Genomic DNA, 13,325 nt, shown 5'->3' with positions numbered 1-13,325 from the left:
TGAGGCGGTTTGAAACCGTTTGGTTTCAGTGACCACCTCGTAAATATATATATCGGCAAATGCTGAGATTGATATAAGGGTTAATGCGCTACTTATTACGAGAATTCGCCATAAGCTCATCAATTTTATCCAGCATAGACTGCAGGTTGACAGGTTTCAGCAGAAAGGCGTCGATCCCTGCAGCAGAGATTTTTTTCCTCTCGGATATTTCAGACCGACCGGAGATAGCTATGATAGGTTTTTCAAAACCCTTTTCTCTTAGGGCTTTGGCTACTTCATACCCATCCATTTCAGGCATCATTATGTCTGTGATAATTATATCCGGATCAACCTTTTCAAAAACTTTGATAAGGTCTTTACCGCTGGTTACCTCTTTGCTTTCTATCCATCCGGTGGATGTCAGAAGCCTGTTTATTATTTTTCTGTCAGTGGCAGAGTCGTCCACTATAAGAGCTGTTATTTTATCGTTTCTTTTGGTTGTTGTTGATTCAGTTTTTTTCTTCCTGAACCTGCGCGGCATTTTAGTAGCTATCTCCATAACGCCGGCAACGTCTATGATAAGTCTAACGCGTCCGTCACCCATAATGGTTGCGCCTGCGATGCCTTCATTGCCGCTGAGGTAGTCGCCTAGGGATTTGATGACAATTTCTTCTTGTCCTACAAGTTTATTAACAACAAATCCAAGTCTCTTTTCAGCAAGCCCCACAACAACAACGTATATGTCATCATTGAGTGATTCCTGAAGTTCGTATATTTCGTCAAGTCTGATAAGCGAGAGAACGGAGTCTCTTAGTTTAAGAACCTCGCGCCCTTCAAAGCTGTGAATTTCAGTCTCTTTAATGCGTACTGTTTCGATAACTGAAACAAGAGGGATAGCAAATATTTCTCCGGAGACATCAACAAGCAGCGCTTGTATAATTGCGAGTGTGAGAGGAAGTTTCAGACGGAAACGTGTCCCGTGTCCTAACTCTGACTCAATGTTGATGATACCGTTAAGTTTTTCTATGTTAGTTTTAACCACATCCATGCCCACGCCACGTCCGGAAACGTCTGTGATCTGGGCTGCGGTGGAGAAACCGGGTTTAAAAACGAGACCGTAAGCTGATTCATTGTCAAGGTTCTTAGCCTCATCAATAGTGATGACGCCCTTTTCAACGGCCTTCGCTTTGAGAACCTCTGCATCCATCCCTGCACCGTCATCTTTGATCTCAACGACAATGTGGTTCCCTTCGTGATATGCGGAGAGGTTAACAATCCCCTTGTCAGGTTTGCCTCTTTTACGTCTGATTTCAGGTACTTCAACACCGTGATCCACAGAGTTTCTGATCATGTGGATAAGCGGATCCCCTATCTCTTCGACAACAGATTTATCAAGTTCTGTCTCTTCCCCTGATATGACAAGATCAACATCTTTGCCCATATCACGGCAGAGGTCACGAACCATTCTTGGGAACTTATTGAAGACTTTGCCGATAGGAACCATTCTTGTTTTCATTACAGCAAGCTGTAGTTCAGTCGTGATGAGTCCTATTTGCGATGTGGTTTCCATGAGTTGCTCAATGAGGAATTCCCCTTCGAATTTCTTTTCGAGATCTCCGGAGATCTGCCCGATACGGTTACGGGAGAGAACGAGTTCACCAACAAGGTTCATCAGAGAGTCCAGTCTGGAAACATCCACACGGATAGTCTGTTCAATGGACATCGCTGCTTTTTTCACCTGCTCAACATTTTTCTGCGGTGCCTCGGGAGCTCCGGATCTTGTTGCATCTGACGCTCCGGGGAGCTTTCCTTCATTTGCAAGTTTGAGCCTGTTGATAAGGTCAGTAACATCTGCAACGTCTGTACCGTTTTTGATGTCAACGATTATGGTTTTTGTTATGTCTACGAACTCAAGCAGAATATCCATAATGCCTGGTGTGACGGAAATTTCATTTTTTCTAAGTTTGTTAAGGATTTCTTCTGCGTGGTGGGTGACCCCGCTCATTTTGTCGAAACCCAGAAATGACGACGCACCTTTCATGGTATGTGCGCCTCTGAATATTTTATTAAGCAGATCAAGATCGTTTTTACGTGTTTCAAGTTCAACAAGGTCGTGATCAAGAGCTTCTATGATTTCTTCAGTTTCCAGAATAAAATCCTGTACAAGATCCTGCATATCGTTGTTGTTCATGCTTTCCTCCAGAGATCTTACTGACCGAACTCTTTCATAAGTTCATCAACAAGGTTCTGATCCTCCAAAAGGTCTTTCTTCGATTTGATCTTGTCCAGCGCCTCAATGTCTATCTTATCTTCTTTAACGCCGTACATTATTACCAGGTGAGAAAGTCTTTCCTGAAGGTCGTATATTATTTTAACAAGCTTATCGATTTTTTGCTTGGTAATGTCCTGAAATTCAAGTGAAGCAATAATATCAAACGATGAATCCTGACCTGAGAGGGCTTTATCTCTCAGTCTGTCAATTATCCCGCTTGTCTGGGCGAACTTTTTTGCCTCTACCTGGGTCTTAAGGGTTTTAAGGTTGTCACGTATATCATCACCGACAAAAGTGATTTTGTCCACACAGCTCAGAACATTCTCTGAGGCGGTTTTTGCATCGCTGATTATAGCTTTTAGCGTGTCTTCGAAGCCGGGCAGGTCTTCATAGCTGTCCTCAACGGTGTCATAAACTGTCTGGAGTTTTTCTATAGATTCGCTGAAATACTGGGCGATATGAAATAATTCGTTTTCAGCGTTAACATCAACACTGGCAACGTCATAATTTCCTTCATTTATACTTCTGGCAATATCCAGAAGCTCATTAATGTCTTTGTATGCAGACATCATCAAATACCGAGGAGCTTATTCACCTTTTCCTGAAGAGTGTCCGGTGTGAAAGGTTTAACAACATAGTTGTTCACACCGCTTCTGAGTGCTGTCAGGATGTCTTCTTTTGCGGCTTCCGTTGTAACCATCAGAATAGGAGTTTCTTTATATTCCTCTTTTGAACGGATAGTCTTTACAAAGGTGAGTCCGTCCATTTCGGGCATATTCCAGTCTGTGATTATCATATCAACGTCGTTTTTCGCAAGCACATCAAGACCTTCAACACCATTAGCAGCTTCAAGAACATTGGTGAATCCAAGCTTCGTGAGGGTGTTTTTTATAATTCTTCTCATGGTAGAAGAATCATCCACTGTTATTATAACGTGTTCGTGAGCCATTTCTGGTCCTCCACCTTGTTTCTCTTATCTTATATTATTTCCAAAATACTACACTGTGTCAATCTTTTAATTTTTTAATTCTTTCTGCACGACTGACAATTTCTTTAATTCGGAAACCAAAATAACCATCAACAATGACAACCTCGCCTCTGGCGATGACTTTATTATTAATAACAAGTTCAACAGGTTCGTCAGCGGACTCGTCCAGTTCGATGATATTCCCTGATCCCATAGTTAGTATATCCTTTAAAAACATTTTTGTAGAGCCCATTTTTACACTAACCGGAACATCGATATCAAGCAGGAGATCCAGATTGGATGGAGAACCTCCGCCATATCCGCCTCCAAACCCTCCAGTAGCGGGTTCATCGTCATCTTCTGGGAACGTGAACGCTGAGCCGAAATCTGGTTCCTCATCGTCTCCGCCGCCGAAAAGATTCATAAGATTTATGTCGGTGTAGAAACGGAATGTGGTATTCTGGTCACCTATCCCGAGGTCTGCATCAATTATCATATAAGCATCTGACTGAAAAAGTGCGGGAGCATCATTAACCATTACATCGTCTATTCTGAAAGACACTTTAACCTGAGTTTTTTCCTCAAGAGGCACAGTGACAGCAGCGAGAGCCTGGGACGCCAGCTCTTTTATTGCGTCTTTGTCGTCGTCTTCTAGAGATTCCTTACCTGGCTCATCCATCATCATCATTAGATTTGTCAGAAATGTTATGTCTGCTGTTTTAAACATCAGACCGGCTTCAAGTCCTGATTTTTCTTCAGTGACAATAATAAGCACCTGTCCTTCGTAGCCGCCTGCGAGATCATCCGGACCACCGCTGGAAACTTCAGAAAAGGACACTTTGATATCTTTGTCGAACATACTGTTCAGTGTGGACTGGAACACTTCCTTAGCCACATCTGTGAATGTGCTGTGCCTGTTTTCACTCAGCGGGGTTTTCATCGTCTGACTCCGTTATAAATTGTGTGATCTTAACTGCTTTTTTAACCCCGAGAGTACCGACCTCGCCGAGGAATTTCTGTTTGTTGTTAAAGTGTATTTCAACAGGTCTGTCCTGTTTCACGTTAAACATAACCAGGTCTCCGTTCTGAAGCCCCAGAACATCTTCGATCGTAAGTTTATTGTGACCGAGATAGATGCTTGTCGGAACCTCAGTATCGTTAAGCATATGCATAATCTCGTCTTCCTTCTCCCCCTGAAGTCCTTTCTTAGCACCTATTAACCAGTCGCTGGAGCTTATTTTACCCAGAACCGGTTCAAGAACTATCGCAGGGATGCAGAGGTTCATCATACCGAGAACCTCGCCGAACTTGACTTCACAAACTACAAGTATAACAACTTCGTTCTGAGAAACAATCTGTATGATATGCGGGCTGTTTTCACTCAGTTCTTTTTTGAGCCGTATGTTAGGGATTATCTGCCTCCAGACCTCTTCGAGATCTTTTAGGATGAGACCTAATATACCGTCCATTATGTGCTGTTCCAGACTTGTAAGTTCTCTCGTCTGGAAAAGCGGCTTGCCAGTTCCTCCCAGAAGCTTGTCAACAATCGGGAAAACGAGCGAAGGATTTATCTCAAGCACTGCATTCCCTTCCATGGGGATCATAGAGATGATGTTAAAACTTGTGGGGTCAGGCAGAGACATGAGGAATTCACCGTATGTCATCTGGTCTACGGATGTGAGTGTTATGTCGGTGATCGTACGCAGGTAGTTTGAAAGTGTAGAGGAAAAATTCCGTGCAAATTTATCGTGCAGGTTGCGTATTGAGCGGAGCTGTTCCTTGCTTACACGGTCGGGTCTCCGGAAGTCATAGACAGATATCTTCTTTGGGACGAAGTCTAACTGCTCAACTTTCTCATCTGCGATCTCCTCATCTGTGGAAACTGTAGAGAGTAGAGCGTCAATCTCCTCTTGACTTAGAATATCTGCCATTTGTTACCTGTTTGCTCCTGATTATGTAAAACTTATTAAAAACGCTATCTGCAATATGCCACTATACGCTGATAAATTTCAGTAAGAGGCACAACTTCGTCATTAAATCCTGCTTCCACTACAGCTCTGGGCATACCGTAGACTATACAGGATTCTTCATCCTGAGCTATCACACTGCCGCCCTTCAGCTTAAGGAGCTGGAGACCTTTCATGCCGTCGCTCCCCATGCCTGTCATTATAACGCCAAGTGCGTCACGTCCTATTGTCTCTGCAACAGATGCTGCTGTTACATCCACGCTTGGTATGTGCAGTGTATTTGACGGTTCAGTTCCGACTTCTGTATAGAAGTGCGGTCCCATCTTTTTTATCTTCATGTGGGTTCCGCCTTTTGCTATGTACACATGGTTCGGCTCAAGCTTCTCTTTCCCTTGTGCTTCAAGCACCGTGAGCTTGCTGAGGGAATTAAGCCTCTGAGCTAGTGATTTTGTAAAATTCGGAGGCATATGCTGCACAACAAGTATCGGGACACCGAGGTCTCCCGGAAGCAGAGGTATTACTTTCTGAAGTGACTGCGGACCTCCTGTTGATGTACCTATGATAACCAGCTTCTTTTTGGAAGTTATCTTTGGTGCAGGTCTGGGTGGTGTAGTCGGTTTGGTTATAGTTGATGAAGGCATAGAAGGTCTTGCGAGTGATGGTCTTCTGAAAAACATCTTTTTCGCACCGAAGCCCTTCACCTTTGCGATGAGCTGATCCTCTATCTTCATAACGCCGAAACTGGCAAATGACTTATCTTTAGGGATGAAGTCCACAGCTCCTAGATCCAGAGCTTTAAGTGTTGCTTCTGCACCTTCTGTTGTGAGGGAGCTGACCATAATCACCGGAAGGGGATTTTCCGCCATGATTTTTTGCAGAGCAGTGAGACCGTCCATGCGGGGCATTTCTATATCAAGAGTTATAACGTCAGGTCTGAGTGTTTTAACCTGCTCCACAGCCTCTATACCGTTTTTTGCTGTACCGACAATAACGATTTCGGGGTCTTTTTTTACCATATTTTCTATGGCTTTTCTCATGAATGCGGAGTCATCCACAATCAGCAGCTTAACTTTGGGCATTAATTGTCTCCTGCGTAATATCTAATAGAATTCTTTGAGTTTCTTTTTCAGTTTTGCAGTTGCAGCGGAATGTATCTGTGAAACCCTTGATTCTGTAATACCCAGAACCATGGCAATTTCTTTCATTGTGAGCTCTTCATAGTAATAGAGAGAAACGACATATTTCTCTTTTTCGCTAAGGTTTTCAATCTCCTCACCGAGAGTGTCCACGAGTCTGGTTTTAAGAGCTTCGTCTTCCGGTGTCAGTCCTGTGCTTTTGATAAAGTCAACAAGGCTTGTATCCCCTTCAGGTCCCACAGATTCGTCCAGAGAGAGGATTTTATCATTTTCCATAAGTTCGAGAAGGCGGTAAACTTCCTGTTCACTGAAATCACTGTTTTCGATTATCTCTTCCACGGTTGGCTTTTCACCCGCAGTACGATAGTGGTTTCCGATGTGTCTTTCAAGCTGTTTAAGTCTCGTTCGCACATTTCTGGGGAGATAGTCGAGGTTTCGCAGCGTGTCGAGTATCGCACCTTTGATACGTCTTTCGCCAAAGGTGTAAAAGTTTACATTTCTGTCTTTGTCAAAACGTTCAAGTGACTCAATAAGCCCCAGACAGGCGGAAGAGTAAAGGTCGTCCACGTCCACGGTGTCGGGCAAGGTGGTACTGATGCGCAGTACCCATGATTTGATCCTGGGCATGAACTCCAGAATAATCTTGTCTTTTTCTTCCCGGCTGAATCTGTTACTGCCGGCTGCCGCACCGTAGCCTGTCACATTATTTTCCTGTAGTTAATTATCAGCTTGTCGATCATAAAAAAAAGGTTCTTTGCTATCAGATAGACAACGAAAAACATTATAATGTCTCTGCCGATATAAGTCAATTTTACATCATATATGAGGAATTTCATCACAAATGACAACATAAAAGTAACAGTAGCAAGCAGTAGTGCAAGTTCTCTGTAAGAAAAATTCATACATACCCCCTGTCGTGCCGGCTCACTTGAACACCCCTTTCAGGAGTGATACAAAATTCTTCTTCTCATCCCCTGCTGTGCCGTTTGACTGCCCTGTGATCTTTCTTGCTATCGCCAGAAGGTCTTTAACGTAAGGGCAGTTCGGAGTCAGGATACATGCTGGCTTCTGTGATTTGACAGATTTTATAAGCGCTTTGTCCTCCCGTAGGTATCCGAGGAACTCCAGCTCGACATTAAGGAATTTTCTAGCGACATTTTTCATACTTTCAAATATCCCCTTCACTCCCTGAACATCGTCTACCCTGTTCAGCACAAACTGGATGTTTTCTATACCGTACTGAAAGTGAACAACCTTCATAAAGGCGTATGCATCCGTAATGGCTGTGGGCTCTGGAACTGTCAAAACAACAACCAGATCAGCAATGGACGTGAACCGTATAACGTTTTCCGAGATACCTGCACCAGTGTCAAACAGGATATAGTCATACTGCGAATCGAGCAGTACAAAGATATCAATCAGCTTTTCGTGCTCTTCGTCCGGCAGACTGGAAAGCTCAACAAAGCCGCTGGAGGCAGGGATGATGTCCACCCCATAGTTATCCTTCTTTATTATATCATTAAGTCCCACCTCTCCGGTCAGATATTTTCTGATGGAGGCGGACACACTGATATTAAGCAGGATATCCACATTTGCCAGCCCTAAATCGGCATCGAACACAAGAACTTTTTTCCCAAGCTGTGAGAGCAGACAGGCAAGGTTTACCGCAAAATTCGTTTTCCCCACCCCGCCTTTACCGGACGAGACAGAGATATAAGTAGCCTTTCTGTGCTGTTCCCAAGCCTTTCTGCGCAGGCTGTGAGCCTGATCTGTCATTTATCACTCCACAAGGCCGGTATCTCTTTGAGGATCTTACCAGCAATCTTCTTGCCATCCGGAACTTCCATATCATCTGGTACGTTTTGTCCACCTGCCAGAAGCATTAACGGTGTTTTCTTCTTTATCGGCAGATTGACAAGAGGACCAAAATATTTTGTTTCATCGAGTTTTGTAAATATAAGATACTCCGGTAAAAGTTTGGAATATCTGTCGTAAGTGTCCGCCATCTCCTGATGATTACTGCTCATGGACATAACCAGAGCAACCTTCACAAGGGGACTGACTTCCATAAACTTCAGCAGGTCGCCAATCTGGCTGTCGTCAAACTGGCTTCTCCCCATGGAGTCTACAAAAACATAGTCGTAGTCACGGCATTCGTAGATAATGCGTTCAAGCTCTGTCGGGGTAGACGCCACACGCAGAGGGATGTCAACTATCTCGGCGTATGTCCGGAGCTGCTCCACTGCGCCTATACGGAAGTTATCCACTGTTATCAGCGCAACTGACTTATTCATCTTAAGGCTCAGGTTTGCCGCAATCTTTGCTATAGTCGTTGTCTTGCCCACGCCTGTGGGACCCACGAGGGCGAGAACTTTTTTGTTTATAGAAGAGAAATAATCCTTTTCAACGGGTATCAGCTCTGACATAAGCTGAGTCACGAGGTTTCTTATCTGGTTGGGTGTAAGCCCGTGGGATGCCCTTTTTTCTATCTTTTTCAGAAATTTATAAGCTATGATTTCATCCACGCCGTTTTTAACCATAAGGTTGTAGAACTCTCTTATGTGGCCTGTGAGGTCTACCATAATGTTTTCTTTCAGGCTGGATTTCATCTCCATCATCTGTTTTTTAATTTCGGTTATGTCATTTATGAGGCAGTCAAATCTGTTTAGCCCGAGAGTATTAATGAGTTCGGCTATCCTGTCCAGATCTCCGCTCTGCTCTTTGTTATTCCCCTCTTTTGCCGGGTCATAGTTGACGCCAACGGACTTCTTACCTTTTTTGACACGGTCATCGTCTTCCACGGCGGCTGTGACCTCTATGATAGGGCGCGAGAAGAGACCGAGGCTGTTATTTTTAACGACCTTGCGGGAGGAGAGTATCATGGCATCAGGGCCAAGCTCCTCTTTAATCAGCTTCATCGCCTCTTTCATATCAAAAACTTCGTACTTTTTGATTCTCATAGATCGATCTCCAGCATTCCAAGACTCTCTATCCTTACGGATTCACTAATCTCATTATGTGACATAATATTGACATTTGGAACAAATTTTTCAACAAACCGCCTCATTGGCAGTCTTATCGGAGGCGATATTATCATAAGGGGTGGCAGTCCTTTTGACACGCATTCCTCTGTTTTTTTCATTATACCAGAGAGTATCTTCTGCGCCAATGTCGGGTCAATAACTATCTCCTGTCCGTCGTCAGTGTTTTGCAGGCTGCTTGCCAGCATTTGTTCTATTTTTGACGGAAGTGTGAAAACATACAAGCTGCCGTCCGCTGATGTCATTGCTTCTGTTATCTGACGTTTAAGGGTCAGTCTCACTTTTTCTATGAGGTAATCAGGATTTTTATTCTGCATACCGAAAGTTGCCAGAACTTCCATAACAGTCTGAAGGTTCCTTATGGAAACCCTCTCTTTAAGCAGTGACTGGAGCACCCGGTTCACAGTACCCAGGTCGAGAATGCTTGGTATAACATCATCCACCAGTTTCGGGTATTTTTCCTTCAGCTTATCGAGTAGTTCCTGTGTTTCCTGTCTGCCGAGTAGTTCGTGGGCATTTTTCTTTATGATCTCTGTGAGATGAGTCGCAATAACGGTTGACGGGTCAACAATTGTATACCCTTCCATCTCGGCTATGTCTTTGACCGGCTCATCCACCCATTTTGCTTCAAGCCCGAAAGCGGGTTCTTTGGTGGGTATGCCGTCTATTTTTGTAATGTCGCCTTCAGGGTTCATTATAAGGTATTTTTCCGGAAAGATAGTTCCTGTCGCCACACGCACACTTTTTAGCATGACGCTGTAGCCGTTTGCGTCAAGCTGCAGGTTGTCCCGTATGCGAACCGGAGGGACGATAAAACCCATCTCAAGCGCAATCTGTCGTCTTATCGCTTTGATCCTGCTCAGCAGTGTGCCCCCCTGATTTGTGTCTACCAGAGGTATCAGCCCGAAGCCGATTTCAAGCTCCATCAGATCCATTTCAAGGAGATTTTTAACCTCTTCCTCTTCCGGCACATCCTTATGTTCTTTTTCTTTGGTTGCTTCTTCCTTCTCTTTCTTTTCAAGCTCATTCTTTTTCCCCTTAGAGATGTAAACGAGGTAAAACATCAGTGCTGCAATGGAGATGAAAGATATTTTCGGAAGACCGGGCACAAGGGCGAAAAACAGAAGGATTGCCCCGGCTATCCCAAGGACTTTCGTACTGGAGAAAAGCTGTGTGAAAAGCTGTCCTGAAAGATCCGCAGACCCTCCAGCACGGGAAACGATGAGACCTGCCGATGTTGATATTATAAGTGACGGAATCTGTGACACCAGACCGTCACCGATAGTAAGTATAGTAAAGCGTGCGGCCGATTCTCCAGCCGGCATATCATGCTGAAAAACACCAATGAGAAGACCGCCGAGGATGTTGATAGCTGTTATTATGATGCCTGCTATGGCGTCACCGCGGACAAATTTGCTGGCACCGTCCATAGCTCCGTAGTAATCAGCTTCCTTTTGTATTTTCTCCCGTTTTGCTTTTGCTTCGTCTTCAGTGATGAGACCTGTGTTGAGGTCGGCATCGATAGCCATCTGTTTACCGGGCATAGCGTCCAGAGTGAATCTTGCTGCCACTTCTGCGATACGTCCGGAACCTTTTGTGATAACCATAAAGTTTATGAGCACGAGTATCAGGAAGATGATAATACCTACAACGTAGTTACCGCCGACGACAAACTGACCGAATGAACGTATAACCTGTCCTGCTGCTTCTTCCCCTTCGGCTCCGTGCAGAAGGATTGTCCTGGTGGTTGCCACGTTCAGAGAAAGTCTGAAAAGTGTGACAATAAGGAGCACCGATGGAAATGTTGAGAAATTAAGCGGGTCGTCAGAGTGTATGGCAACCATGAGGATAACAATAGCAAGAGCTATGCTCATCGTAAGTAGTATATCCAGAAGAAATGCAGGCAGAGGAAGCACCATAACGACAATAATGCCTATGAAAAAGATGGAGAACATAACGTCATTTTGTTGAAAAAAGCCTTTGATCCCTGTGGTCTCTTCCGCCATTTATATTCTACCTCTAATCAAGCGTTGGATTCTGCTTCGGTTATCTGGTGGGGCGTTTAAATTTATCCACAAGTGCAAGAATTTCCGCCACTGCCTTATACAGATTTTCCGGTATTTCATCACCTATGTCAACCGTTTTGAAAAGAGAGCGTGCAATGGGCGGGTCTTCATGAACGAGAATGCCTGACTGTTTTGCTATCTCTTTGATACGGAGAGCCATCAGACGTTGCCCCTTTGCCATAACGACGGGGGCTCTGTCTTCTCCGGGTGAATACTTCAGCGCCACAGCGAAATGTGTCGGGTTTGTGACCACGACATCAGATTTTGGTACATCGTCCATCATGCGCTTTCTCGCCATTTCCCTCTGTATACTGCGGATACGTCCTTTAACGTGGGGATCCCCTTCTGCCTGTTTCCGTTCCTCTTTTACTTCATGTTTGCTCATTTTCAGATCCTGCTTGAACTGGTATTTCTGAAAAATGAAATCTGCCAGAGCCATGAATAGGGCGAGCAGACTGACCTTCCACATTATCTCATACACGATTTTTCCGAATACTGAAAATATGTCGTAAAAGTCCATATCAGCCATGGATATAATAGTTACTATATGTTTTTTTACTATCAGGTACGCTACATATGTGACTACAAAAACTTTAAAGAGTGACTTCATAAGTTCCACTAAGCTCTTTTTTGAGAAGAATCTGCCGAAACCTTTGATAGGGTCGATCCTTTCAAGTTTTGCGGAAAGTGCTTTCGGTGTGAACATAAAGCCTGTCTGGAGGACATTAGAGGCTACACCGACAACAAGCACGAGAGCCATAAAAGGAGCGAGAAGTTTTGCAGATTCTATAATACTGAAGAGCATTATCTTGTGCGCACTCTGAGTGTTTATTTCGTAGTTGGTCATCATAAAGATTTCACGTATGAGCCTTGCCAGACCGTGCATCAGGTATGGACCGTAATAGTAGAAGAAAAAGGTAACGAGAAGCAGTGTCACAGCAGCAGGGAGTTCACGGCTTTTGGCAACGTTTCCTTCGTTTTTAGCATCAGTAAGTTTCTTCCCCGTAGGGTCTTCCGTCTTTTCCTGTTCGTCTGCCATTTAAAAAAACCTTATAACATTAGCGATTTCTTCGAAATAACGAAGGAGTATCTTTTCAAAAGCAATAAAGAAGTAATTCATGCCGAGTGCGATTATTATCAGACCTATAGCTATCTTTGCAGGGAAGCCGACTATCATCAGATTTATCTGGGGGGCAAGTTTACCTATAACCCCTATCACCGTTGAGAAGATAAGGAGAGTTATGATAGCAGGAGCCATAATTTTGATGGCTATCAGAAATATATAAGAAAAAAGCTTTGCTATGTAGTTAAATGCGATGGGGTTGATCTCTGCTCCGCCTATGGGGATAGACCGAAATGATTCGGCAATGGCACCCAAAACAAGGTAATGTCCGCCTACCGCAATAAAGAAAAGGAGCATTCCTATGTTAAGAAATGACGAGATGATGGAAAGCTGTGTATTTGACTGAGGATCCATAACGTTAACAACGCTGAATCCCATCTGCAGACCAACTATCTGCCCCCCAAGCTGTGCTCCGATGAAAAGGAAATTAGAAAGAATACCAATGCATACTCCTACAAGTATCTCTTTGAAGACCATTACTATTATGATGCCGGTGGGGAGGTTTCCATAAGGCATAGCCTCCAAAGAGGGGAAGATGACCATAGCAATCAGGATTGCCAGCACAAAACGTATCTGAGGCTTTATGACATTGCTTCCGAAGACCGGAACAGTAAAAAGTATCGCACCGATGCGGGCAACTGCCATCAAAAAGCTTACAAATGTGTCTGTGTAGTAGAGAAATTCAAACATAACACATATTATTGCCTGTTTGAGATAATTACAACGGGTTTAAATAGAAAAAACTTTCATTGTGTACATATGACATGTAAAATG

Annotated in this window: 13 protein-coding genes; all 13 read right to left on the bottom strand. The window is 43.9% G+C overall.

Going from position 1 to position 13,325, the window contains the following annotated elements; translation table 11 throughout:
* Window positions 1–88: 88 nt before the first annotated feature.
* Genes DACET_RS14405 through fliR form a run of 13 tightly spaced genes read right to left on the bottom strand, consistent with a single transcriptional unit; the run spans window position 89 to window position 13,241 of the window.
* Entirely contained in the window at window positions 89–2,170 is a 2,082-nt protein-coding gene (locus tag DACET_RS14405) for a hybrid sensor histidine kinase/response regulator (RefSeq protein ID WP_013012091.1), read from the bottom strand.
* 17 nt (window positions 2,171–2,187) lie between these two features.
* Window positions 2,188–2,823 carry a protein phosphatase CheZ gene (locus DACET_RS14400; RefSeq protein WP_013012090.1) on the bottom strand — a complete coding sequence of 212 codons (636 nt, stop codon included), beginning with the start codon at window positions 2,821–2,823 and terminating at the stop codon, window positions 2,188–2,190.
* On the bottom strand, window positions 2,823–3,200 hold the full coding sequence (locus tag DACET_RS14395; protein ID WP_013012089.1) for a response regulator: 378 nt from the start codon (window positions 3,198–3,200) through the stop codon (window positions 2,823–2,825). Before DACET_RS14395 ends, DACET_RS14400 begins: the two co-directional genes overlap by 1 nt.
* A gap of 58 nt (window positions 3,201–3,258) precedes the next feature.
* A complete protein-coding gene (fliN, locus tag DACET_RS15815; protein ID WP_013012088.1) occupies window positions 3,259–4,158 on the bottom strand; it encodes a flagellar motor switch protein FliN in 900 nt (299 codons plus the stop codon).
* The gene (gene fliM, locus DACET_RS14385; RefSeq protein ID WP_013012087.1) at window positions 4,139–5,149 is read right to left on the bottom strand and encodes a flagellar motor switch protein FliM; all 1,011 of its coding nucleotides are present in this window, start codon (window positions 5,147–5,149) and stop codon (window positions 4,139–4,141) included. The genes fliN and fliM overlap by 20 nt, the downstream gene beginning before the upstream one ends.
* A 44-nt stretch (window positions 5,150–5,193) precedes the next feature.
* A complete protein-coding gene (locus tag DACET_RS14380; protein ID WP_013012086.1) occupies window positions 5,194–6,264 on the bottom strand; it encodes a protein-glutamate methylesterase/protein-glutamine glutaminase in 1,071 nt (356 codons plus the stop codon).
* A gap of 21 nt (window positions 6,265–6,285) precedes the next feature.
* Entirely contained in the window at window positions 6,286–7,023 is a 738-nt protein-coding gene (locus DACET_RS14375) for a sigma-70 family RNA polymerase sigma factor (RefSeq protein ID WP_013012085.1), read from the bottom strand.
* Window positions 7,020–7,223, bottom strand: coding sequence for a hypothetical protein (locus tag DACET_RS14370; protein WP_013012084.1), 204 nt, complete (start codon window positions 7,221–7,223; stop codon window positions 7,020–7,022). Before DACET_RS14370 ends, DACET_RS14375 begins: the two co-directional genes overlap by 4 nt.
* Window positions 7,224–7,245: 22 nt before the next feature.
* The gene (locus DACET_RS14365) at window positions 7,246–8,097 is read right to left on the bottom strand and encodes a MinD/ParA family protein (RefSeq protein ID WP_013012083.1); all 852 of its coding nucleotides are present in this window, start codon (window positions 8,095–8,097) and stop codon (window positions 7,246–7,248) included.
* A complete protein-coding gene (flhF, locus tag DACET_RS14360) occupies window positions 8,094–9,281 on the bottom strand; it encodes a flagellar biosynthesis GTPase FlhF (RefSeq protein WP_013012082.1) in 1,188 nt (395 codons plus the stop codon). Before flhF ends, DACET_RS14365 begins: the two co-directional genes overlap by 4 nt.
* Window positions 9,278–11,368 carry a flagellar biosynthesis protein FlhA gene (gene flhA, locus DACET_RS14355; protein ID WP_013012081.1) on the bottom strand — a complete coding sequence of 697 codons (2,091 nt, stop codon included), beginning with the start codon at window positions 11,366–11,368 and terminating at the stop codon, window positions 9,278–9,280. Before flhA ends, flhF begins: the two co-directional genes overlap by 4 nt.
* A gap of 40 nt (window positions 11,369–11,408) precedes the next feature.
* The gene (gene flhB, locus DACET_RS14350; RefSeq protein ID WP_013012080.1) at window positions 11,409–12,467 is read right to left on the bottom strand and encodes a flagellar biosynthesis protein FlhB; all 1,059 of its coding nucleotides are present in this window, start codon (window positions 12,465–12,467) and stop codon (window positions 11,409–11,411) included.
* Window positions 12,468–13,241 (bottom strand): flagellar biosynthetic protein FliR, encoded by a 774-nt coding sequence (gene fliR, locus DACET_RS14345; protein WP_013012079.1) that lies wholly within the window; start codon window positions 13,239–13,241, stop codon window positions 12,468–12,470.
* Window positions 13,242–13,325 lie beyond the last annotated feature (84 nt).

This window comes from Denitrovibrio acetiphilus DSM 12809 (assembly GCF_000025725.1).
Classification (GTDB): Bacteria; Chrysiogenota; Deferribacteres; order Deferribacterales; family Geovibrionaceae; genus Denitrovibrio; species Denitrovibrio acetiphilus.
This window is presented reverse-complemented; position numbering and strand designations above follow the sequence as displayed.